The organism is Schlesneria sphaerica, from assembly GCF_044336245.1.
Classification (GTDB): Bacteria; Planctomycetota; Planctomycetia; order Planctomycetales; family Planctomycetaceae; genus Schlesneria; species Schlesneria sphaerica.
Genome location: NZ_CP172346.1, coordinates 1,910,729 through 1,933,188, shown reverse-complemented (window position 1 = coordinate 1,933,188; position 22,460 = coordinate 1,910,729). Strand labels below are relative to the sequence as shown.

The following is a 22,460-nucleotide window of genomic DNA, read 5'->3' as shown; positions in this document are numbered from 1 at the left end:
GTGCCACTTCTCTTCGGCACTCGGTGCGCGTTTGACTCTGTCGATCACTTTTGTCCGACGGTGATTTCGAACAGTTGTGGCCAGTTCTTTCCCGTCACGAACAGCCGCTTCTTCTGGGGGTCGTAGGCGATGCCGTTCAGCACTTCTTCGTTGCTGGTACGCTGGCTTCTGGGGTAAAGAGTAGATAAGTCGATCCAGCCGAGTACCGTGCCGTCCTTCGGTGAAATACGGACGATGTGGTCTTCGTACCAGACATTTGCCCAAATCTCGTCGTTGACATATTCCAGTTCGTTCAGGCGACCGATCTTCTCTTTATTGTCCCGACGGTGAACGTTGATTCGTCGAGCGACCTGAAACGTTTCAGGGTCGAGGAAACGAATCGTTGCCGAGCCGTCGCTCATGATCAGGTGTTTGCCGTCGGTTGTCAGGCCCCACCCTTCTCCGGAATACTGGAACGTCTTTTTGACATCGAACGTGTCGATGTCGTAAACGAGACCGATTCGATTCTGCCAGGTCAGTTGGTAAACCTGATCATTGAGGACCGTGATTCCTTCGCCAAAGTAGTGGGAATTGAGAGGTGCAATCTGTTCCACCTTGCCCGTTCCAAGATCGACTCGGCGTAGCGACGATTCCCCTTTCTGCCCTGTACCTTCCAGTAACTGCCCGTTCGCGAACACAAGTCCCTGCGTGAACGCCGTACGGTCGTGTGGATAGGCCGCGACCAACTTGTATCCCCAGACTTCCCCTTTGAGAGCCCGCTTGGATTGTGCGAACACGCTGATACCAGCCACGCTGCTGACCAACAACAGCAGCACGATACCCCAGCGGGAATTTCGTGTCGGCGATCCAACTTTGGGAGTTAATTGTCCCGACATTACAGCATCCTTTTGGGCCGCCAGAATTAGCCAGTTCCTGCTCAAAAATGTCATCCAGAATAATGTCGCAGTCAGAGGCGAAGACGTCCAGAGAGTTTTCAGGTATCCTTGTTCCTACCATGAACTACGATTTTTTTTCGCCAAATCAGATTACGTTCGGTTGGGGACGTCGAACTGAACTCGGGAAGCTCTGTGCCAGTCTCGGTGAGCGGGTCTTTCTCGTTTCCGGCAGTCGCACTCTCGAGCGACGTGGCCTGATCAACGAACTCCAGCAGGCGATCGCCGCAACAGGGCTGACGGTTCACCAGTTCGAAGCGGCATCACACGAGCCGGAAGTCAGCGATGTCGATGCCCTGGTTGCTTCGTTTCTGAAGCTTGAGCCGACCGATCGGGATGTCGTTGTCGCCATTGGTGGAGGATCCACGATCGACCTGGCGAAAGCTGCTGCCGCGTGTGCCACGAACCGGCAGAGTTCCAGTGTCGTTGACTTTCTAGAAGGTGTCGGGCGGGGATATCAAATCTCGGAACGTCCCCTGAGCGTCATCGCTGTTCCGACGACTGCTGGAACGGGAACCGAAGTCACCAAGAATGCGGTGATCTCGTCCTACTCACCTCCTTTCAAAAAGAGTCTTCGCAGTGACCACATGATTCCCCGTGTGGTACTGGTCGACCCCGAACTGACCGTCAGTCTGCCTCGCGAGACCACGGCCTATACCGGAATGGATGCGATTACGCAGTTAATCGAATCATTCATTTCTCGTCGAGCGGCTCCCATTCCCCAGGCACTCGCCTTGTCTGCACTGGAGAAGGCGTTGCCCGCACTTCGGGCTGTCGTTCAGGATGGAACGTTGCGTTCCGAGCGGGAAATCATGTCCCACGCCGCACTCCTCTCCGGGATGGCTCTCGCCAACTCAGGACTTGGATTCGCGCACGGAGTGGCTGCTGCGTTGGGTGTCCATTGCCGTGTTCCTCACGGACTTGCTTGTGCTGTCATGCTTCCTGCGGCGCTGCGCGTGAATCAGCACGTAAGTGAGAAACCGTTGGCCCGACTTGAGGCACTGTTCGACCAGAGTCATCCAACGTCTGAAGCGTCCGCCGCAGCGTTCATTGCCCGCATCGATCGACTGTGTCACGAGATCGGCATCCCTGCACGATTGAGATCCATCGGGGTGGAAATCGACCAACTCCCTGCCATTGCCGTGAGTTCGCGCGGGAACAGTATGAACGGGAATCCGCGCGACGTCAGCGACAGTGAAGTTCTTAGCATCCTTCAGCAGCTTTGGTGACGGGCATTCTGGATGAATGGAAGTCTGTTCACGGCTTCCCCGCCTCGTTTCAATTCGGGCGAAATTGTGCTCGCGCGCCATCGCACCAATGCTTAAGCGCGTCTCCGGTTCCAATGATGACCATCTCTGCCAGTCGATAAAATTCTTCAGGCAGATTCGAATGTAGAAATTAGGCGGCGGGGGACTCGTCGAGTGTTTCCTCGGCCTTCGAATGGTCAGGGAACACGAACGAGGCGGCGACACCACCAACGAGCGTCAGAATGATGATGGCGAACGAAACGCCATTGATCATTGCTTCCGTCTCTTCATTCTTATGGAAAAGATGTTTTTCCAGCAGCATCTTGGCTCCAACGAAGCCAAGAATGATGACCAGTGAGTATTTCAGCAGGTGGAACCGGCCCATGAGGTCAGCCAGTGCGAAGTACAGACTCCTCAGCCCCAAAATGGCGAATACGTTTGAAGTGAAGACCAGAAACGGGTCGCGTGTCAGCCCGATCACGGCAGGAATGGAATCGACTGCAAACACCAGGTCGGTCGTTTCGACCATCAAGAGTGCGAGAAAGAGCGGTGTTATTGCGAACCGGCCATCCACACGTGTGAAAAAATGATCTTCGACGAACTGAGGATGAAGACGGCCCCGCAGCATGCGGATCAGGATGTTTTTCTCGAAATCCACTTCGCTGTCTTCGCCCGAGAACAGCATCTTAAGAGCGGTGAAGATCAGGAATGCACCGAAGATATACGTCATCCACTCAAATCGTTCGATCAGAGCGACGCCGGCGAAAATCATGACAGCCCGCATGACAAGCGCACCCAGGATCCCCCACAGAAGGACTCGGTGCTGGTATGCCCCTGGCACCTTGAAGTACGACAAAATCAGGGCAATGACGAAAATGTTGTCGACGCTCAGCGATTGTTCGAGCATGTAGCCCATGAAAAACTGGACTGCGGCTTCCCATCCTGAGTCTGGAAGACCAGTGGCATCGAAGGGGACATTCGGATCTACCGGAGGAAGCACACCCAGGTTGAACCAATGGTTGTCGTATGCAAAGTAAACGAAGGCGGTGAACAGTAGCGCCAATACGAAGTAGGCCGCAGTACGTATCAGGGCTGTCTTTGCGGTCAGCGCCTTCGCTTCACGAGAAAAGACACCGAGATCAAATGCGAGGATCATCAAAATCAGCAGCACAAACGCTGCCCATACTAACCCCGTCACGCGATTGCCCCTTTGTCCAGATAACTGGTCGTCAAATTCCAATTCAGCGGATCTGGCAGAAATTCGATTCTCGTCGAGACATCGTAATCGGGCCAATCCATCGTTCATCAACTATCGGAGGCAGTCCCGCCGCATGCGGCGATTGGACTGCCTCCGGTGGTCGAGAGTATAGCGTCAGCAGAGAAGCTTGCGCAGCCTGCTAACGGAAAAGAGGGACTGGCGGATCAAATGAATTCGACGATGGCCGGAGTATCGCCGATTCGCAGTCCCAAACAAGTCCAAACTCTGACCGACTTTGCCGTCCATGCGAAGTCTAACGTGTGTCAAAAAGTGGGAAAGTCAGAGCGTGATGGAAGCGTGTGCTCGCCTTTTCGACCGATGCGCCGCTATTCTACCCTGCGGCTTGTCTATGAACTCGGTTGGCAATGAACTTCGATGCTCGTCCTCGGAATTGAAACAAGTGGTGTAGACGGGTCGGTGGCCCTCACCCGCGATGGTGAACTGCTCGGCGAACGGCGTTTGAATCAGGCGGGGCGCAAGCATGCCCAAGGGTTGATTTTCGAAATCGGCGAAGTTCTACGCGAACAGGGACTTGCACCACGCGACCTGCAATTGGTCGCCGTCAGTCGTGGACCCGGTAGTTTTACTGGGCTGCGAGTCGGGATGGTTTGTGCCAAGACCATTGCATACGCGACAGGGTGTCGCTTTATCGCCGTCGACACGTTTGCCGCTATTGCCAGCGGAACGCCGGACCACGCTTCGCCCCTTCATGTTATTGAAGATGCTCAACGAGACGATCTGTTCCTGGGGGAATATTCCCGAGATGCACACTCTCAATGGCACCAGACGTCCGCCATCCGGATTGTATCGATCCCGTCATTTCTCGATCTTTGTCAATCGCCGATCACCGTTACGGGACCGGGACTGAAGAAGCTGGATCGGGACGATCGAATCCTGGAAAGTCTGCCCGTGACAAGGATCCCGCTCGACCAACCCCCTGCACGCGTGATCGCGGAAATTGGACGATTGGAGATCGAACGAGCGGAACTGTCTGGTGAAACTGCGGACACCGATTTCTGGTCAGCATCCCCCTTCTACCTCCGGTTGAGTGCCGCTGAAGAAAAGCGGGCGGCTCAGGCGGGCGCAGCACCGCCGATCAGTCCTTGAATCCCGGTGGATTTTGTTTATGGGACCAGCCGATGAGTCGATTTCATCAAGCACTTCTCATCGGCTCAACAATTCTCCTTTCCTGGTTTGGTATGCAGCAGGTGCATGAACTGGGGCACGTCGTCGGGGCAATTTTGACGGGTGGAACCGTGAAACGAGTCGTTGTGCATCCTGCAGCAATTTCTCGTACGGACCTCGCGACGAATCCCAAACCACTGCTGGTTGCGTGGGCGGGCCCCCTTTTCGGGGCGGTTGTTCCGACTTGCTTCTGGGGCATGCTGTCCCTGCTTCGGGTCCCCGGAACTTTCGTAATGCGGTTCTTCGCGGGTTTCTGTCTGATCGCGAATGGAGCCTACATCGCATTCGGATCGCTGCTGCGAATTGGGGATTCGGCTGACTTATTGAGCCACGGGGCTCCAATGTGGCTGTTATGGTTTTTCGGCGCGGTTACGATTCCTCTTGGACTTCTCCTTTGGAATGGGCAGGGAGTTCATTTCGGGTTGGGAGCTACTCCTCACCGGGTCAGTCCACCGATTGCCTGGGGCACTTTTTTCGCATGCTTTGTGGTCCTCCTGGTGGGAGTGTGCATCGGCGGCAACTGAGCAGTCGAGATACCGCCTGAGCCTCACCAATCGCGATCTGGTTTTTCGCCTTGAGAGCCGCACGAGGGTTAGTCCTCGGGTTCCAGCAGGAATTCTGCTTTCAAAATATTTGTACCGGAACTCACGACGCGGTCGTCGGGCGAAATCCCCTGCAGGACTTCGCTCCAGTTGTCGACGCTCAGGCCGATCGTGACATCTTTCACCTGGTATTGCTGAGGGCCGGTTTCAACAAAAACAAACGTCCGTCCGTCGTTCGATGCAATGGCGGACTGAGGCAGTGTCAGACAATTCCGTTTCGGACCATCGGGGATCAGGACCCGGACAAACATGCCCGGCCGCAGTTTTCCTTGCGAGTTATCGATCTCGGCGGTGAGCGGAACCGCACGCGTATCGATTGCCACCTTTCGGCCGATAAACGCGACCGTTGCAGGGAGTGTCTCACCGGGTAGAGCAGGCGTCTGCACGGAAATCGATTGCCCCCGCGTGACAGCCAGCGATTTCCAATCCTTTTCGCGAATGTCGGCCTGCACCCAAAGCCGTGAAGTGTCTGCGATCTGGAATAGCCCCTGCGACGTTTGTACGCGTTCTTTAGGGGCCAGCAGAATCTCCTCGACGGTTCCCTTAAAAGGAGCCTTTACGGGCCAGGTGCTGAGAGTCTCTTCCCGGTCAAAATCTTCCAGCGTTTCGTAGGGTTGACTCACGATCACGCTGAGCCGTTGCCTCGCGATGACCAGTCGTCGCTGGGCATCATTCATTACTGATTCCGCTTTCAGATGCCGCTGCTTGACGTCGAAAATCGCTTGTTCGCACGCCGCGAAGAACTCGGCTGTCGTCGTATCTCGTGCTGATCCCGTCTCCAGGGCCATCCGGATGCTCACGGCTCCGATCTCGCTGGCAGGCTTCAAATTGCTGCTCAGTTTTTCTGCCAGTCTCATTCTTGAGTAAGCGGTCAGGATCTGCTGACGAGCTTGACCAAGTTGCTTGTTCGCAAAGTCTTTCTCCAGATCCTGAATATCCTGAGGCGTCTTCAATCGTTCCACCAATTCCTCCAGGTTGCCTTGAATCGAATGCCACCAGTCATGCTCGCTGACGGCCTGTCCAAGGTCGGATTCCCGCAGTAAGACATCCGCACGGCCTTCGCCCAGTTGAGGGCTGTCGACAATCGCGATGACCTGCTGTTCTGAAACGCGGTCTCCGACTTTCACATTGATCTGCTGAATCAGTCCGTCGAACGGAGATTTGACCTCAACATGACGAGTTGCGTCATAATCAATACGACCAGGGACGGTTCGTATCGGTTGAAGTTCGCGGAAGGATGGTTTCTCGACCTCAATTTGAGCTGCGCTGAATTTTTCCTGAGGCAGGACGACGACATCCTGCTGCGGGGCGGGTTCGCTGCTGGCATGGACTTCCTGGGGCGCTCTTTTGGCCCAGAAGGAAATACCGACAGCACATGCCGTTATGAGTAGTGCTAATCCGACGGTGATGGCTGCGAAGCGTTTCATGGCGGGTCTTCAATTCAAACAGAGGTTTGATTGGATGTTGTGGGCTCGCTCAATCGTTCACACTTGGCAAGGACGATTCAGCGGACACACCCGGAGCAAGTCGAGACTGCATCAGGGCTACTGATCGGAGCAGGTTAAAACTCCGTGGTCCCTGACGCGTCTCAAACCTGTGCCATTAACAACGCAGTAGGGAAGTGTTACCTGGAATAACAAGAGGTCTGGTGATTGCGCGGTATCGGATCAGAGTGCATTCGGTGAGGTCGATCGAATACACGACATATTCGCAAAAATTTCCACCAGAAATCATCCCGGGAAGAGAATTCTGCCCCGTAGGAAGCGAGACTATCGTGTCGGCGGATACCGATTCACGACTCGGTTGATCGGCTTCGCAGTCTTTGTCGAAGGCATGGTTCCAGCAGGGGAGGATCCAGTGGAAATGCCAGCCGAGATCATCCTCAGTATTGCTGTGGAATGACTCCAGATGCAGCCGTAAGTTCACCGCCGCAGTCGACGTAGTCTCAATCAGATTCGTGTCGTGACGATGCAGCCACGGCAGGGGACCTTGCCAAAGGCACACAATCAGACACAGGCGCCCCATCACGCGCAGCATCCCACTGGTCTGACAATTGTCCCGCTTCGCGATCATCTCTGGTTCCCGAGCAGCCGTGGCTCAAGATCGAGGATCATTCCTCGTCATCGTCGTCGTATTCCTCATCGAAATCGTCGTCGTCGCCATCAATTGTACCAACGTCCATGCCGTCGTACGAACTGATTCCCATCTTTTGGGCGAGGTCCGCCAGTTCCTGATTTCTCTGGAACAGCGATTCAGGATTGTGGATCTCAATTTTTTCGACCTGCAGCGTCAGGGGATCGTCGGCTTCATCCCCTTCTGCGATCTCCACGAAAACATAGCCTTGTTCGACGAGGTGATCGGCGAACGATTCAAGCTTATCCCGATCATCGTCCGTAAAGAAATAGCCCCAGAGCATCTCGGAGGACATGTCCCAGTCCGTTTGTTCTGCGATGGCCTCGAACATCTCAATTAATTCAGACTTGGGAATCATACGGCGGCCTCAGTTTCTGCGTGGGCGAGCAATCTCAATACACTCTCCAATTTTAGAGGCAGACCACCCCTGCAGCAATTCACTTTGCCTGAGTTCGAAAATTCTCAGGCAGCTTCGCCGATGCAACGCGAAAAGCCCGATTCGTGCCATTTCGAATCGGGCGTCGCGGTCGAAGTACTGTGTAACAATATGAAATTAAACAGGTTGCAGCTGAGCCAGTTCCTCACGCAGCCGGATTCGGGCCGTATGCAGCCTTCGCTTAATCGTCCCGATCGGGCTTCTGAAACGGTCACTCATTTCGATCAGAGACTGGCCTTCAAAATAGAATGCCACCAGGGTCTGCCGATCGAGTGTTCGTAACCGCTTCAATCCCCCCCAAACCTGGTCTGCTCGTTCGTCAGACATGAGGCCGTCCAGAGGAGACTGTGCCTCTGCGTCAACCGAAACGAGCGTCACTGGATCTTGAGAAACCACGGGGGGCCGCCGCACTGCTCGGTTAATGGCGAGCCGTACCGTGATTCGCTTCAGCCAACCGGGGAACCGTTCCGGTTCACGTAACTGATCCAGCTTTCGCATGGCCTGAACGAAAACGTCCTGAGTCAATTCGGACGCCTCGGCCTGATTCCGCAATCGCCGTAACGCAATCGCATAAACGGTCGACTGGAACAGGCGGACCAGTTCTCCGAAAGCAGCCCGGTTCCCTGCTTGAGCCTCTAACACAATCGGCAAGTATTCGTCTATGTCCATTATTCGCTCGTTTCCCAAAGCTACGCAGCGACGCTTTCCACGTCAAAAACTGCGAGCGGAGTGGTTTGGCGAATTCAGGTGATGCCATGCAAATGCCGCTGGCAAACGTCGACACCCTGTGCGGAAATAGGCACGATCCGACTACGGCACAATGCCGTCAGCCGGGGGCGACGCTTGCTCGAAGCATTTGCATGAGACACTCGACGTGGACCTCAAAGGGATCCGTCAGAGTGATTCACCGGAATTCGATAAAAAATGTCCTGTCGCAAATGCGCTCAGCCACTGATGGTGGATCTGACGCCCCGCATGCTTCGCCCCATCATCGATCCCCGTTTAAAGCGACGTTTCTGTCGCCAGGAATCTTGTGGTTGGCAAAGTACGACCGGATGCATGTGCTCCCCACTGCCGAGTTCAGACTCAGAGGACGAGTCGGATAGGCGCGGCGAGGGCAGATACATTCGATACGGACATTTTTTGACTGGGTACGTGTCGCAGGATTTCGTCGGTAGGGCACGATGGGCATTCGCGCGGCCGGCGACGACTACGACGGCTTCAAATCCGACGTTGGCGTTGATGTTGGCGTTGTGAATGCAATTGACATTTGACATCGTGATAACCTCCTGCGATCGCCGCAGTCTCCGGGAAACGAGAGAAAAATTCTGTGTTCGGAACAGTCCGCAATACTGAGATCTTCGTGGATCACGCTCACGAATGGCGGGCGGAGAAACAATTTCTTCCGCGATGTCGCATTAGAGCACAGATCGTCATGATTGGTTCGCGGAAATTCCGGATTTCTCCAAAATTTAAGAAGATCGTTTCTGAGGCCCTTCGTTAAGCGAGTTGAGCCTCTTTACTGAATTCCACCACCAATTTTCAGAAAATTCGAAAAAATCCTCCCAACCGTTAAAGTTTAACAATCCGGCAGGCCGATCCTATCAGAGACAGAGTCTCGGTGAATTGAATCTGCTTGAATATGGGTAGGATTTCAGAATGAATCTACTGCGATACTTGATGGTCTCGGTCTTTACGCTGTCTTCAATTGGATGTTGTTGCAGCCGCTGCGTCGTGACCGATCCTTGTGACCCCTGCGGAGTTACAGCGATGCCTCGCTGTTCGATCTCCCGGATGTGGCCATTCTCACGCATTCATAGCTGCCTCAGCCATGCAACACTCCCCACCGCATGTCATTGTGCCTGTGGTGGTTACAACACGTTTGATTCCTACACCGACTTTGGTGCCGTCTCCAGTTGCGGCTGCGGGGCTCCGATCAGCTCGTGTGCCGCCCCTTCCTGTGCGTCACCCATCATCAGCTCGTGTGCCGCCCCGGCGACTTGTGCCGCCCCATTTATGTCCGAGGTTCCCGCTCCCAGCGGCTGTAACTGCACGAATGGTGGTGGTGGGACTTCGTACTCCACTTCCCTGCCCCAGATGAGCACTCCAACCTACGTAGCACCGCCCACCTCAACGCCTCAGACGATTCCTGAAATTCCTCCCAGCAGTGCACCACTGCCGCCGACCGAGTCCACTTCCTATCTGCCTCCGCAAGTAGGCGGTCAGCCGCAAATGGTTTCATATGAAGAGTTTCAGCGTCTGCCAGGCAACATTATTTCGGGACCCGGTGCTCCCGGAACTCCCGCTCCCTCGCCAATCCAGCAGGTTTCGGCACCCGCTCCTTCCATGACCGTTCCTGCCGCCGCGGCCCCCACAGTGGCCCGAGCCGCTCGAGTTCAGCCACCAGCCGGGAACCAGCAGACTGTCTGGTCACCAGTGAAGGCCTACTGAGTTTCGTGAGACACCTCTGACCGAGACCCTGTCGCCTGTCCATGCTTCTGTCGGACTTCAACTCAACTGAAAGTCTGCGGAAACCGGTTCAATTCCTCACGATGACTCACCGATCACAAGCCCGGGTCTATGACCTGGGCTTGTTTGCGTTCCCCTGTCTTCTGCTGGAAGGTGTCCCATACGGGAAAACAAATGTATCCAATCTGTTCGGTTTTCAGGACATACACCGGCTGTTACACTCCCGCACCCGAGCGACCGGGGAATCTTCCTGGCCCTAACGAATTTGAGGTCAGGCGGTGGTACGGTGATCAAATCCTGTGACTTCTGTACCAGGAATTGCCCAAATCGTCTTGACTTGTCCCGTCTTGACCCGGGAACCTGATCTCGCCGTCTCCGGTTCATTCGACCGGAGCAAATTCGCATTATCACAACGCAGGGAAATTGGGAATGACGCACGCTTGGCACGATGTCACGCCGGGAGAAAACCTTCCATCGGAATTTACGACAGTCATTGAAATTCCGCGAGGCTCCAGCGTCAAATACGAACTCGACAAGACGACGGGTCTGCTTCGTCTGGACCGCATGCTCTACTCGGCCGTCTATTACCCCGCTAACTACGGTTTTATCCCCCAAACTCTGGCGGAAGACGACGATCCTCTCGACGTCCTCGTACTCTGTCAGGAACCGGTGGATCCCTTGACCCTCGTCGAAGCCCGGGCGATTGGCTTGATGACAATGGTCGATTGCGGAAAGCGGGATCATAAGATCCTCGCCGTCGCTGTTCACGATCCTGAATACAACGCCTTTCGTGAGGCAACGGAACTTCCGACCCATAAACTCACCATGATCCGCCGCTTCTTCCAGGACTATAAAACCCTGGAAGGAAAAGCAGTTGAAGTCGATGAACTGACCGAAGCCAAAACGGCCTTCCCCATCATCCTCGAGGCGCTTGAGCGATACAGTCTCTCACGACGACGAGGATTTCGTTAATGGATTGTCTGAGGAACTCGACGTCCGGTGTGATTGAATTGATTGCCAGATTCGGAATGTCGGCGAGTCGTACGGCTCGCCGACTGGAATCGCTCTCTTCGTGGCGAGCGAGCAACGACAGTGGATTGGCCGCATTCATCGTGACCGGCGACATGGTTCGACAGTCGAAAGTATTTTTCGAAGGATAAGTAATGGGTTCATTCCTCCTCTTGAATCCATGGCCGACAGTTTCCATCGCCCCATTCTTGACGCTGGGGGCCGTGGACGCAGATGGATCGACCGTCGGCACGGGTGCGCTTGCGTCGTCGCCGCTCCTCTTGCTTGCGGTCTACTGCGGTCTCATTGCCGTTTCGTCGCTGTGCGGTGGAATGGTGCCGCTGCTGATTCGAATGACCCATACCCGCATGCAGATTCTGGTCAGCGCCGTAGGCGGGTTCATGCTCGGCGTCGGTATTTTTCATCAGCTTCCCCACGCCGTTTCGGCGATCTCGTCCGAAGATGGACACGATTCGTTCGCACTCGACTGGTGTATGGGCTGGCTCATGTTTGGGCTGCTGCTCACTTTCTTCATGTTGCGGATGTTTCATTTTCACAGTCACGGACCCGTGGAAGAAGACAGCCCGCATGATCACGACCATGACCACGATTGCGGTCATGATCATCACCATGCCCATTCTCATGCGCACGACCACTCACATGGACACAGTCACGAACACAGTCATGGGGCGGGTGAGCCCGCCACGCTGAAAGGGGCGAGCTGGATCGGCATTCTGCTGGGACTCTCGTTGCATACTCTGCTCGATGGTGTTGCTCTGGCAGCGAATGTGAAAGCGGATGCACTTCATTTTCAGGGTTCAACGACATTCGTTCTGCTCGGACTCGGGACGTTTCTGGGTGTTGCGCTGCACAAACCACTCGATTCCATGTCGATTACCTCGCTGATGGCGGCGGGGGGCTGGTCCCGACGTGCCATGCAGATGGTCAACCTTGTCTATGCCTTGATGTGTCCATTGGGGGCATTCCTCTTCTACTTCGGCATTCAAGCCTACTCCGGCGTTCAAGAGAACGTCGTTGCCGCGGCACTTGCCATGTCGGCGGGGGTCTTCATCTGTATTTCGCTCAGTGACCTGCTTCCCGAGGTCCAGTTCCATTCCCACGATCGGTTGAAGTTGTCAGCCTGGCTGCTGTTGGGTGTTGCGACCGCCTGGGGCATCGGTTTCCTCGAACCACCGCATTCCCATGGACATCAGCCGCACACACATGGCCACCAGCAGGCCCCCCACCAGGGCCAGGATGACCACGATCACAGTCACGGCCCGAGCGGCCACCGTCACTGACGCAGGCGTATTTCAGTAGCCCGCCCGACGAAAGGCACACTGCAAATAGCTGCTCACCGTGAACGAACCCTGTGTTTCAGGGACCTAAGAGAAGCTCAGCTTGTTCAACGGTGGGCATCCTTAGTGTGCTTCATTCCAACTCCAACGAGGCGGACCGAGCATCCTCCTGGCGACCCGCCGATTCGCAGGTGGGGGAACGTCACGTTTGCCGCCATGAACGTGAGAAACGTGGGAAGACTGGGTTCCGCTGGCCAGCTGGCCAGTCCCCTTGAAAACACATAACGTGTTTTCGCTCAACAACATGGGACTGGCCACCGACTGGCCAAGGGGCTGGCCAGTTGGCCAGCCGCGGGCTGGGGTGACTGTGATTCGACATCGGCGCAATAAGTTCCATAGCATGCAAGGCCTCTTCCGAACTCCCGTCCGTCCGCATCTTGAGACGCGCGATCTTTCAACGCGAGCAGTGTGATCGCTCGAAAGCAACACCGCGAGTCCAAGCATCCATACATTTGGAAGACGGCGCATGCCCCGGTCTCGAATGAAGGCGAGGCCAGGAAGTCGTCGGCGTCACCCGGCGCTAATTTCTTGATCGTCCCATGCGGGGAATTGCCGCATCCGCTCCAGCGCGAATTGCCGGCTATGCACCTCACCTACACAGCGGATGACATTTGCTCGCAGTTCGTCAGGCCAACGCATCCAAAAAATACCAGGATAATTGCCAAGCAGATGCACAACGACCAGTCGATTCGGAGCTGTTTGGTCTGCCTGAGAAGCAACAACAGCGGTGCGGTTACGAGGCACAGCACCGAGGCAGAGAGCAGAATCACGACCGAATGCATCAGCATGGCAATTAAGTGAGGTTTACGGCACAGCGGTTTTGTTCATCCCATCGGCGAGAAAGAAGATGCGTTCCAATGCTAACACCGTGAGTTTCTCCGCCTCAAGGCCCGCGCGATTCAGAGGCTGGCACCGGTAGCGCGGTGGGAGCCACCGCGCCGGATACAATCCCAGTCCTGTCGCCTGGAGGCCAGACATGCAATTCGACTTCTGACTCATGCCGACTCCGGAAGTTCTTGCAAGAATAGATGCTGTGCCCTATGCCCGTGCCTCCTGCGAGAATGTTGATCATTCGACAACGGCTCAGAGAGATCGCATTTCAAGCTGTTGTGTTGTTCCATCCTGGCCAACGACCCAAATCTTTTGGGGGCACCGTTCGATGCGGAACAGTCCAGTCGCCGGCGTATGCCATTGCGTCATTACACGGATGCTTTCGATGCAGGGAATTTCCCGTCCGACCAATTCATTGAGCGGCCGGGGCGATTCGACAGGCGGCAATGTCTGCCCTTCCAGTTCGTGTCGGATCGTACTCAGAATTGCTTTTGAATGTGCGGCGCTTGCGCCAGCTGTCACTTGCGGATTGGACGTGTACATTGATTCATGCAGAATTAATCCTTCTGCACATAAGCCGATACAGATCACCAATATGATGGTAGAATAGGCGCGCATGGAACCTATGGTTGGTGCGATGAACGCTGCTGAGCTATCTCGCTCAGCGGTATATGGAGGGCGGTATATGGAGGGCGGTATATGGAGGGCGGTATGCAGTTCTATTATTTAACTGGCGAGAGGATTTGCGCTGGAGACGCTGTTCTCGCTGGCGGTAAACAGGCGATTGTCGAAAGCGTACTACTCAAGCATACTAACGATGCAAGAGACTTTAGCTGTTATGAGACAGGGGGCGTTCTTTTAGCGTTTCAGGATGGCGATCTCCAGATGTGGCCTTATATAAATGAAGATCTAGAGCTGATTCGTGGTAATACAGGGTTAAGTAGTAGGTAAAGGGCAGCAATTCCCGGAGGTCAGAAAAAGGCTGAAAATCGAGCGATATTGGCCGCCCCTTTCGTAAACATCGGGTAGGATTTTCGTGGTCTTGATACTCTGATTTCCGCTGTTAGGAACTGCGGGGTGATGAATGGAATCGCGAGAAGGCATTAAGGCGCGGAAGCATTTGTCGACAAACGCGCTGATCCGTGTGGTTCAAGAGAGATTCTCTTTCGTGAAGGATCCACGACGGGGACTCGTCGAGATTCCTCTGTCGGATGCGTTGATGTCGGCGTTCGCGATGTTCTCCCTGAAATGCCCGTCCTTGCTGGCGTTTGAAGAAGAACGTAAGAACCCCAACATCGGGCGGTTCTATCACATTGGACGTACTCCGAGTGACACCCGGATGCGGGAAATTCTGGATAGCGTCGCCCCCGAGGAAATTCGCCCTGCGTTCGCGGATGTGTTTCGCTGCGTGCAACGGGGGAAGATTCTGGAACGGTTTGCCTATTGGAAGAATTGCTATCTGCTCGCGTGCGATGGGACAGGCTATTTCTCGTCCGACAAGGTCCATTGCACATCGTGCCTGGAGAAGCACTCGCAGTCGGGCCGGATCACCTATTCGCATGCTGCCGTGGCAGCGGTGATCGTCCATCCCGACATTCGTGAAGTGATCCCGCTGTGCCCGGAACCGATCATTCGCCAAGATGGCACGGAGAAGAATGACTGTGAACGGAACGCTTCGCGACGTCTCTTGAGTCACGTTCGAAAAGACCATCCGCACCTGGGATTCATCGTCACAGAAGATGGGTTGGCCTCGAATGGACCGCACATTCAGGACCTGCGTGCTCATGACATGCATTTTATTCTGGGGGCCAAGCCGGGGGACCACGCGCTTTTGTTTGAGCAAGCAACACAAGCCATTGATGACGGGACTGCGATCACGTGGCAAACGGATGACCCCCACAAGAGTGAGCGAAAGAGTTACACCGCCGTGGCGCAACTCCCGCTGAACGCGGCCCACCCGGACCTGATGGTCAATTTTGTCTCGTGCACCGTCGAAAAGGGGAAGAAATCGACCACATTCAGTTGGGTGACGGACCTGCCCGTGGAACCCAGGGAAATGATGCTCCCACTGATCGAGCGAGGAGGTCGCGCCCGGTGGCGGATTGAGAACGAAACGTTCAACACACTCAAGAATCAGGACTACCATTTTGAGCACAACTACGGGCATGGATTCCAGCATCTGTCCACCGTCCTGATGATGTTGATGATGCTTGCGTTTCTGGTGGATCAGACATCGCAACTGGCTTGTCCGCTGTTCCGTGCCGCCTATGCAGCGATGAAAAGCAAGCGGGCTTTATGGGAACGACTGCGAGCCCTCTTCTTTACCGCTCCCTTTGAAGACATGGAGCAACTCTACCGAAGAATCATTCGAGGCTTCGAAGATTTCCCCACCCCGGTCAATAGCTCGTAACCCACAACCGTCCACGCATCACACCAGGGAAGATCATGCGGCCGCCCCAAGGATGGGGAGGGTCCAGGGCAACGTGCGCAACACGCCCTTACAACAACGAAATTGAGGTAACCTCACGCGGCATTAGCACAAAGAATACATCGCCGTTCGTGGCGATAATGCCGATGAATTACACCTCTTTGCCCCATTCTACCATCTGCATCTGCGCCACTGCCGAAATCGCCTCACAATCAGGCTCAAGGGGTGCAATCCCGTTTTGCGGTCGAGTACGGAGAAGTGATTATTTGCTGAGTGATCTCTGAGTCTGTGTTATTCTTCCCTGCTGTTGTCCAATCGAGGATTGGATGGATTCGGCACCGAGATCGCAATGGAGGGCGGTCGAATGGGAGGGATTTCCTTGGACGGTCGGGATGGTGAGTTTATTAAATCCGTTTCGGAGATGCTCTTCCGATTCAGTGGCGAGGTGTTTCCGAAGCTGGGGGAGTGGGAACGTCGTCTGAAAGGAGACCCGCTGAGTCTGGAAGCCCTTGAGTTGGAAGTCCAGCGGGAGTTCGCGCGGGGTGCGGGGATGGTCGTGGCGGGCTTGGCATCAGTCGTGATGCAGACACCGGAATTTGCCGCTGCCGCCGAGCAGACGCGACAAGACTATTCGATTCCGCTATCCAAGGGGCGTGATCGAAAGATGTCGGTTCGGCTTCTGGGGGGCGTGGTCATGTGGATCACGTCGCTTTACTGTGAAGCGAGTCGTCGTCGCGGGAATGGTCTGCAGAAGGAAGAATCAGTCTCGGGCCTACAGATTGAACAGGTGCAATTCGGGCTGGGAAAGAAAGTCTCTCCCGGGCTGGAGAGTACGGTCTCTCGGCAGTCGGCTCTGTGTCCCTCGTTTGAACTGGCTTGTGAGGAACTGGAGCGTCAGGGACTGTCGCTCAATCTCAAAACGGTGCGGCGGATTTCTCAGCAGTGCGGTGAGAAACTGCTGAAGCTACGAACGGCAGAATTGGCCTCCTGGCGTGCTGGAACTTTGGCATCGACAAACGAACTGTCGGGGAAGCGTGTGTCGATCCAGATCGACGGCGGCCGGACGAAACTCCGTGGAAAACTGCGAGCGGCAACGCCTCATGCAGAACAACTCAACGAAGACGGTTTGATTATCAGTGATGCGCCGGGACGCTCTAAGCGCCTCGCAAAACGGACGTTCGATGGCGAATGGCGCGAACCCAAGTTGATGACGATCTTCATTCATGATGAGCAGGGGCGCCTGGAGAAGAAGTCACGCATGACAATGGATGGGACGTTTGCGGGACCTGACGCTATGGCGGAACTGGTTGCCATGCACTTGCATCGCCTGGGAGCAGCCAAGGCACTGAGCCTGACCTTTGTCAGTGATGGAGCGGTCTGGATCTGGGACCGCGTCGATCAAATCGTGGCTCAAGCGCGGATTCCGAAGGAGGTCGTGATTCATCAGGTTCTGGATACCTGCCATGCCGTGCATCATATCTCACGAGCGTTAGCCACGCTCGGCGTGACCACGGAACAGCGGATGCCCCTGTATCGGGATCTTCGCACGCGACTACGTAACGGAGAATGGGAATACGTCGTCCAGGAACTACGAGTGTTTGCTGAAGACGAACCCACCAACGCGGAACTTCAAACCGAATTGAACTACCTCCAGCGACACGGGGATGCGGGACGATTGAACTATGCCGAATTTCGTCGCTGCGGTCTCCCCCTGGGAAGCGGTGCCATTGAAAGCAGTATCCGCCGAGTCATCAACCTGCGGCTGAAAGGAAACGGCGTCTTCTGGCGAGAACATCACGCGGAAGAAATGTTGCAACTGCGCGCCTTGGTGATCAGTCGCCGTTGGGATGAACAGGTCAAACGAATGCGAGCTTGGACCAAGAAACATCACCTCGCCACCTGGCAATGGACACCCCAACTGATGTCCTGCAAAGTTGAACCCCAAACCGCGAGTCCACAAAACACCCTGTAATCAAGAGTTTCACCGAACGCAAAACGGGGTTGCACCCGGCTCAAGACAGCATCACTCCGGGAATGGCTGGACTTCAACGCTATCGATCTTGTGTAGCAATTGTCAACAGAATATGCTGTGTCCCAATACTGTTCGGCACGCCATTTGCGCATGGCCAAGATACTGATTGCAAGATGCCAGAGGGGCATTTTTGCCCGTCATTTGGTCAGTTTATCTGCCATGTCAGCGTGCCCGGATGCCAAAAGAGCAAGCTCCCGACTCGGATGACGAACCAGCGCCGAAGATCTCGGCCAAGAATATTCATGGTCTGAAGTACTTTCGGGTGCTGAGGCCCTTCCTGAAGCGTTTACATGCGGTTGGAACCGCACGGGATACAGCGGGAAATCGACAGCTGCACATGGACCAGTATTGCACGCTGGTGCTGCTCTGGTTCTATTCTCCCATCGTCGACTCGCTGCGTGGCCTGCAGCAGGTGTCGCAGCTGAAGAAGATCCAGCAGAGACTCAAGATCCCTCGAACGTCATTGGGCTCCCTCTCCGAATCGGTGAAGCTCTTTGATCCTGAACCGCTCAAAAAGATTGCTCGCGAGTTGGCTGACCAGTTGCCCGACGCACCAGCCCCGGAGCGCTTCCGAGGGCTGGGTAAGACTCTGGTCGCTGTGGATGGTTCAGTGATTCCCACCTTGGCACGGATCGCCCGACTCGCCTGGATCACCAACTGTTCCGAGAAACCAACGTGCGGCTATCGCCTGCATACACATTTTGAAATCCTGCGTGGTCTTCCGAAGCGGATTGAAGCCACCTCAGCCAACCCGAAGGGAGATGCGGACGAACGAAAAGTTTTGGAGCGGACAATCGAACCAGACCACTGCTATGTTATCGATCGTGGTTACATGACGTTCCGACTCTGGAATAAGATCCATAACGCTGGAAGCAGTTATGTCTGTCGAGTCCGTGACAGGCTGGCGTATGAGACAATTGAAGAACGACCGCTCACGCCCGAAGCGACGGCTGCTGGAGTTCAGGCTGACCAAATCATCGAATTGCGACACAAGAAGACACGAACCAACCATACCTTGAGGCTGATCTCCGTCCGCTGCTCCGCTCACACCAGCCGCGGTCGACGCCGGGGACGCAAGTTCTCCAGTACAGCCCCCAGCAGCGATGGAACCCTGAGAATCGCCACGGATCTGCTGGACGTCCCCGCAGAACTGATCGCAGAGATGTATCAGCTTCGCTGGACGATCGAGCTCTTCTTCCGCATGTTCAAGCACCTGCTGGGCTGCCGCCACCTGCTGAGTACCCGACAGCAAGGTGTCGAGATTCAGATTTACTCCGCGCTCATCGCCTGCCTCTTGATTCTGCTTTACACCGGACGCATGCCGACCAAGCGGACGTTTGAGCTGTTGTGCTTTTACCTGATCGGCTGGGTCGACTTCGATGAGATCCAAGGACACATCGATAAGCTTAAGACCGCGTCTTCCTGACGTGAGTCTTTGATAAGAGATCCGTTCCGCGTGAACTACATTCCGCGATGAGAACGGGTGCGCGCCTATATAAACATCCTAATCGACAACCACTAAATACTAGTCTCACGTCGCGCCGAACTCCTTGCTTCGCGGGATTGACCGGGCGTGAACAGCTACAGAAAGAACGAATCCAGGATACAGACGAGCCACATCAATTCTCGTGCCGAACAGTATTGGCTGTGTCCCTGTTTCTCCTCCGCGGTGCTGAGCTATCTCGCTCAGCGGTATATGGAGGGCGGTATATGGAGGGCGGTATATGGAGGGCGGTATATGGAGGGCGGAATGCAGTTCTATTATTTAACTGGCGAGAGGATTTGCGCTGGAGACGCTGTTCTCGCTGGCGGTAAACAGGCGATTGTCGAAAGCGTACTACTCAAGCATACTAACGATGCAAGAGACTTTAGCTGTTATGAGACAGGGGGCGTTCTTTTAGTGTTTCAGGATGGCAATCTCGAGCTATGGCCTTATATAGATGAAGATCTAGAGCTTATTCGTGGTAATACAGGGTTAAGTAGTACGTAAAGGGCGAAAAGACGTATTTTTCACTTTACGAAGGACAATAATTCAAAAGTCTATGCTCACACACAAAAAGGGACACAGCATGAGGAAAAGTACCCATGGGGACACAGTGCGCCAGCACTAGCCGGAGGATTGTAGCGAATGCAAGTTTCGTACGAGGTAAGATCTAGCCAGTCGCCTTGGCCCCGAGTGATGCGTCTGTATGGGCAACTGTGCAGTCGAAGCGTTCACAGGGGAAAGTCCGGGTTGTGTATTGAGCTCCGAAATCAACTTTTTGTGATGGTCGACCTTGTTGTGTCAAGGGGAAGGCAATAGTCGGATCGAACGATATTGGCGAGTCCGATCCCACCTCCACGGAGTCCAGGACCACATGCACGGACGGAAACAATTCTCGCGCAAGCTGGGAGATCCCGGAAACATCCCTCACATTAGAGATGGATCGGTCGGAGAAGGCGAGTGGCCACAAGGCCGACATGCACGTTTCCGGGAAGTCAGACAGTCTCGTAGTACCGCAGAAGCGGGTGAACGACGCCGGACAGCCAACGGCTGAGGAACCTGTAGAGGGAAGGAGACTGACCAAGGAGAACGCCTCTCAGCCGCTCTTGGTCCAGACACAGAGCCGGGTTGCCAAGTCGCGTGGGTTGCTGGGCGTACGAGAAACGGCACGAGAAGATAAGAAAGCGAGGTTTAACAATCTGCTGAACAATGTCACTCCTGAATTGTTGAAGGCCAGTTTCTTTGACTTGAGGAAGAACGCCGCCCCCGGCATTAATGGAGAGACGTGGACCGAGTACGCCGAAGATTTCGAAACGCGGATCGTCGATCTGCATAGTAGGATTCATCGGGGATCGTATCGGGCAAAACCATCCTTGGATCCCCAAACTCGATGGCACGCTGCGGCGGAGCACGCTGTGTGACTGGGTTGCCTCGATGGCCGATCTGCTGACGCTCTTGTACGACTTGCTGTGCCAGCGCGTGCGGCAATCGGGAGTGATCCATACGGATGACACGAGCATCAAGATGCTGTCCGAAGGTCAGTGCCAGAACTGCAAGTTCTGGACATACATCGGCGATCCCGCCCATCCGTACGTGGCCTACGAATTCAGCCTGACCCGCGCTGGGAGGAACCCGTCCCGGTTTCTGGAAGGCTTCTCGGGTTATCTGCAGGCGGATGGCTTCAGCGGATACGACAAGGTCTATGCCAAACAACGGGTGATGGAAGTCGCCTGCATGGCGCATTGCCGCCGGTACTGGCAGGAGGCCAGTCACACCGATGCGCGTCGAGCGTACGAAGCGCTGGGCTACATCTGACGGTTGTATCAACTAGAAACAGAATTCGAAGCGGCAGGGCTGACCGGTGCCTCACTGCGTGACGCACGCGAGCAGCATGCGGTTGGGATTCTCAAGACCTTCCGCGGCTGGCTGAACGAAGAGCAAAACCAGGTACTCCCCAAGAGTCCGATCGGACAGGCCTTCACCTCCACACTGAATCAGTGGGAGGCGACCTGCCGCTACACCGACGACGGTGCACTGCAGATCGATAATAATCTGGCGGAGCGGATGATGAAGCCCCCCGCCATCCTGCGGAAGAACATGCTGTTCGTCGGCGGCGAACAGGGAGGTCATCGCGCTGCGATCCTGCTCAGTCTGGTCGGCAGTGCCAAGTACTGCGAGGTAGAACCGTGGCACTGGCTGCGAGCGGTCCTAGAGGAACTCCCCAAACGACTACGCACGGGAGCAGATCCCCCCGACCTGACAGGCCTGCTCCCCGATCAATGGCTGAAGGCCCATCCCGAGCACCGCTGGAAGATCGAAACGATCCGCAAAAAAGAACGCCAAAGGTCCAAACAGCAAAAAGCCAACAAGAGAAAGAAACGCTGAACCCCCATTCTCATCCACGGGGGCCTTCTTCACCGTGCGCTTACTCTGCGAGAACACGGGCGTCCATGTTATCACTCTTGCGAGCGCTCTGAGCAACCACTCGCAGCTTCCCAGGGTGCGCGAGGATCACGCGTTTCACATGAGGTTCAATTGCGGCGACGAACCACTTATAGCTCGCCGTGGCTTCCACCGTAACCAGGCACTCGCCCAGAGACTTCAAGTGGGCAACATTGGCGGCTGTATCCAGATTCGAAAAACGCTTTCGCGAGTGAACTTTCCTTGTCGCATTCACGGCCACCATTGTGATAGTTTGTTTGTGGAGGTCGACGCCGACGAAAAGCGTGATGGTTTTCCTTGTGTACAAGTGAGACGGATTTGTTAGTGACGTAACAATCATCTTTACTTATCCACCCGACTACTGTCATTTCTTTTCTTCGGCTCGACTCTTCCTTCATAGTTTCACTGCACTTCAGAGGAGGCTACCGGCACGTCCCCGTTAGCGTATGTTCTACCCCGACAAAAAACGGTTAAGAAACGAAATGATCAGATTGAGTAAATTTACTACTCCGGTAACAAGCCATGCGCTCACGGCGAATGCAGGTACGACAACGATGAGTATCGAGAGAACAAACCAAACACCGTAACGCAAGTGAAGCTCCATTGCACCCCACGT

19 protein-coding genes and 1 pseudogene are annotated in these 22,460 nt (G+C 55.0%); 14 read left to right on the top strand and 6 right to left on the bottom strand.

The features are described 5' to 3' along the window. Positions 1-44: 44 nt before the first annotated feature. Positions 45-875: a glutaminyl-peptide cyclotransferase gene (locus tag ACGY09_RS07160; RefSeq protein ID WP_397571019.1), complete on the bottom strand. Its 831-nt coding sequence runs from the start codon at positions 873-875 to the stop codon at positions 45-47. 119 nt (positions 876-994) lie between these two features. Between ACGY09_RS07160 and ACGY09_RS07155 the strand changes: the two genes are divergently transcribed. Next, positions 995-2,161 carry an iron-containing alcohol dehydrogenase gene (locus tag ACGY09_RS07155; protein WP_397571018.1) on the top strand — a complete coding sequence of 389 codons (1,167 nt, stop codon included), beginning with the start codon at positions 995-997 and terminating at the stop codon, positions 2,159-2,161. Between the two features lie 169 nt (positions 2,162-2,330). Here the strand turns inward: ACGY09_RS07155 and ACGY09_RS07150 are convergent, their stop codons facing one another. Beyond that, the gene (locus ACGY09_RS07150) at positions 2,331-3,377 is read right to left on the bottom strand and encodes a TerC family protein (RefSeq protein WP_397571017.1); all 1,047 of its coding nucleotides are present in this window, start codon (positions 3,375-3,377) and stop codon (positions 2,331-2,333) included. 435 nt (positions 3,378-3,812) lie between these two features. On the opposite strand from ACGY09_RS07150, the gene tsaB reads away from it, so the two are divergent. Together tsaB and ACGY09_RS07140 are read left to right on the top strand one after the other, a co-directional pair. Continuing rightward, complete coding sequence (tsaB, locus tag ACGY09_RS07145) at positions 3,813-4,544, top strand: tRNA (adenosine(37)-N6)-threonylcarbamoyltransferase complex dimerization subunit type 1 TsaB (RefSeq protein WP_397571016.1); 732 nt, start codon at positions 3,813-3,815, stop codon at positions 4,542-4,544. Between the two features lie 32 nt (positions 4,545-4,576). Then, positions 4,577-5,146 (top strand): M50 family metallopeptidase, encoded by a 570-nt coding sequence (locus ACGY09_RS07140; RefSeq protein ID WP_397571015.1) that lies wholly within the window; start codon positions 4,577-4,579, stop codon positions 5,144-5,146. A gap of 68 nt (positions 5,147-5,214) precedes the next feature. Here the strand turns inward: ACGY09_RS07140 and ACGY09_RS07135 are convergent, their stop codons facing one another. From ACGY09_RS07135 to ACGY09_RS07125, 3 genes are all read right to left on the bottom strand, one after another. Beyond that, complete coding sequence (locus tag ACGY09_RS07135; protein WP_397571014.1) at positions 5,215-6,651, bottom strand: efflux RND transporter periplasmic adaptor subunit; 1,437 nt, start codon at positions 6,649-6,651, stop codon at positions 5,215-5,217. Positions 6,652-7,334: 683 nt separating this feature from the next. Next, positions 7,335-7,715: a ribonuclease E inhibitor RraB gene (locus ACGY09_RS07130; RefSeq protein WP_373650968.1), complete on the bottom strand. Its 381-nt coding sequence runs from the start codon at positions 7,713-7,715 to the stop codon at positions 7,335-7,337. A 195-nt stretch (positions 7,716-7,910) separates the two neighbouring features. Continuing rightward, positions 7,911-8,462: an RNA polymerase sigma factor gene (locus ACGY09_RS07125; RefSeq protein ID WP_373650969.1), complete on the bottom strand. Its 552-nt coding sequence runs from the start codon at positions 8,460-8,462 to the stop codon at positions 7,911-7,913. Between the two features lie 1,101 nt (positions 8,463-9,563). On the opposite strand from ACGY09_RS07125, the gene ACGY09_RS07120 reads away from it, so the two are divergent. The 11 genes and pseudogenes from ACGY09_RS07120 to ACGY09_RS07070 all read left to right on the top strand — a co-directional run bounded on the left by ACGY09_RS07120 (position 9,564) and on the right by ACGY09_RS07070 (position 21,787). Then, positions 9,564-10,244, top strand: coding sequence for a hypothetical protein (locus ACGY09_RS07120; protein ID WP_397571013.1), 681 nt, complete (start codon positions 9,564-9,566; stop codon positions 10,242-10,244). Between the two features lie 447 nt (positions 10,245-10,691). Next, complete coding sequence (locus tag ACGY09_RS07115) at positions 10,692-11,234, top strand: inorganic diphosphatase (protein ID WP_373650971.1); 543 nt, start codon at positions 10,692-10,694, stop codon at positions 11,232-11,234. Then, positions 11,234-11,422: a hypothetical protein gene (locus tag ACGY09_RS07110; RefSeq protein WP_397571012.1), complete on the top strand. Its 189-nt coding sequence runs from the start codon at positions 11,234-11,236 to the stop codon at positions 11,420-11,422. Before ACGY09_RS07115 ends, ACGY09_RS07110 begins: the two co-directional genes overlap by 1 nt. A gap of 3 nt (positions 11,423-11,425) precedes the next feature. Then, on the top strand, positions 11,426-12,571 hold the full coding sequence (locus ACGY09_RS07105; protein WP_397571011.1) for a ZIP family metal transporter: 1,146 nt from the start codon (positions 11,426-11,428) through the stop codon (positions 12,569-12,571). A gap of 1,972 nt (positions 12,572-14,543) precedes the next feature. Continuing rightward, a complete protein-coding gene (locus ACGY09_RS07100) occupies positions 14,544-15,869 on the top strand; it encodes a transposase (RefSeq protein ID WP_397571010.1) in 1,326 nt (441 codons plus the stop codon). A 367-nt stretch (positions 15,870-16,236) separates the two neighbouring features. Beyond that, entirely contained in the window at positions 16,237-17,859 is a 1,623-nt protein-coding gene (locus ACGY09_RS07095) for a hypothetical protein (RefSeq protein ID WP_397569182.1), read from the top strand. A gap of 235 nt (positions 17,860-18,094) precedes the next feature. Then, complete coding sequence (locus ACGY09_RS07090) at positions 18,095-19,345, top strand: IS4 family transposase (protein ID WP_397569312.1); 1,251 nt, start codon at positions 18,095-18,097, stop codon at positions 19,343-19,345. A gap of 324 nt (positions 19,346-19,669) precedes the next feature. Further along, positions 19,670-19,909 (top strand): hypothetical protein, encoded by a 240-nt coding sequence (locus ACGY09_RS07085; RefSeq protein ID WP_397571009.1) that lies wholly within the window; start codon positions 19,670-19,672, stop codon positions 19,907-19,909. A gap of 431 nt (positions 19,910-20,340) precedes the next feature. Beyond that, positions 20,341-20,823, top strand: a complete 483-nt coding sequence (locus tag ACGY09_RS07080) for a hypothetical protein (RefSeq protein WP_397571008.1) — start codon at positions 20,341-20,343, stop codon at positions 20,821-20,823. 13 nt (positions 20,824-20,836) lie between these two features. Next, a pseudogene (gene tnpC, locus ACGY09_RS07075) lies at positions 20,837-21,472 on the top strand (IS66 family transposase); the annotation flags it as partial. Continuing rightward, positions 21,467-21,787 carry a transposase domain-containing protein gene (locus ACGY09_RS07070; RefSeq protein WP_397571857.1) on the top strand — a complete coding sequence of 107 codons (321 nt, stop codon included), beginning with the start codon at positions 21,467-21,469 and terminating at the stop codon, positions 21,785-21,787. The pseudogene tnpC and the gene ACGY09_RS07070, both read left to right, overlap by 6 nt. 40 nt (positions 21,788-21,827) lie before the next feature. On the opposite strand, the gene ACGY09_RS07065 is transcribed toward ACGY09_RS07070, so the two are convergent. After that, on the bottom strand, positions 21,828-22,184 hold the full coding sequence (locus tag ACGY09_RS07065) for a transposase (RefSeq protein ID WP_397571007.1): 357 nt from the start codon (positions 22,182-22,184) through the stop codon (positions 21,828-21,830). Between the last annotated feature and the right edge of the window lie 276 nt (positions 22,185-22,460).

What these genes read in the sequence shown, in the direction of transcription:
- ACGY09_RS07160 (WP_397571019.1), bottom strand. Translation starts at nt 875, where the DNA reads ATGTCGGGACAATTAACTCCCAAAGTTGGATCGCCGACACGAAATTCC.
- ACGY09_RS07155 (WP_397571018.1), top strand. Translation starts at nt 995, where the DNA reads ATGAACTACGATTTTTTTTCGCCAAATCAGATTACGTTCGGTTGGGGA.
- tsaB (WP_397571016.1), top strand. Translation starts at nt 3,813, where the DNA reads ATGCTCGTCCTCGGAATTGAAACAAGTGGTGTAGACGGGTCGGTGGCC.
- ACGY09_RS07140 (WP_397571015.1), top strand. Translation starts at nt 4,577, where the DNA reads ATGAGTCGATTTCATCAAGCACTTCTCATCGGCTCAACAATTCTCCTT.
- ACGY09_RS07135 (WP_397571014.1), bottom strand. Translation starts at nt 6,651, where the DNA reads ATGAAACGCTTCGCAGCCATCACCGTCGGATTAGCACTACTCATAACG.
- ACGY09_RS07130 (WP_373650968.1), bottom strand. Translation starts at nt 7,715, where the DNA reads ATGATTCCCAAGTCTGAATTAATTGAGATGTTCGAGGCCATCGCAGAA.
- ACGY09_RS07125 (WP_373650969.1), bottom strand. Translation starts at nt 8,462, where the DNA reads ATGGACATAGACGAATACTTGCCGATTGTGTTAGAGGCTCAAGCAGGG.
- ACGY09_RS07120 (WP_397571013.1), top strand. Translation starts at nt 9,564, where the DNA reads ATGCCTCGCTGTTCGATCTCCCGGATGTGGCCATTCTCACGCATTCAT.
- ACGY09_RS07115 (WP_373650971.1), top strand. Translation starts at nt 10,692, where the DNA reads ATGACGCACGCTTGGCACGATGTCACGCCGGGAGAAAACCTTCCATCG.
- ACGY09_RS07110 (WP_397571012.1), top strand. Translation starts at nt 11,234, where the DNA reads ATGGATTGTCTGAGGAACTCGACGTCCGGTGTGATTGAATTGATTGCC.
- ACGY09_RS07105 (WP_397571011.1), top strand. Translation starts at nt 11,426, where the DNA reads ATGGGTTCATTCCTCCTCTTGAATCCATGGCCGACAGTTTCCATCGCC.
- ACGY09_RS07100 (WP_397571010.1), top strand. Translation starts at nt 14,544, where the DNA reads ATGGAATCGCGAGAAGGCATTAAGGCGCGGAAGCATTTGTCGACAAAC.
- ACGY09_RS07095 (WP_397569182.1), top strand. Translation starts at nt 16,237, where the DNA reads ATGGAGGGCGGTCGAATGGGAGGGATTTCCTTGGACGGTCGGGATGGT.
- ACGY09_RS07090 (WP_397569312.1), top strand. Translation starts at nt 18,095, where the DNA reads ATGCCAAAAGAGCAAGCTCCCGACTCGGATGACGAACCAGCGCCGAAG.
- ACGY09_RS07085 (WP_397571009.1), top strand. Translation starts at nt 19,670, where the DNA reads ATGCAGTTCTATTATTTAACTGGCGAGAGGATTTGCGCTGGAGACGCT.
- ACGY09_RS07080 (WP_397571008.1), top strand. Translation starts at nt 20,341, where the DNA reads ATGGATCGGTCGGAGAAGGCGAGTGGCCACAAGGCCGACATGCACGTT.
- ACGY09_RS07070 (WP_397571857.1), top strand. Translation starts at nt 21,467, where the DNA reads ATGATGAAGCCCCCCGCCATCCTGCGGAAGAACATGCTGTTCGTCGGC.
- ACGY09_RS07065 (WP_397571007.1), bottom strand. Translation starts at nt 22,184, where the DNA reads ATGATTGTTACGTCACTAACAAATCCGTCTCACTTGTACACAAGGAAA.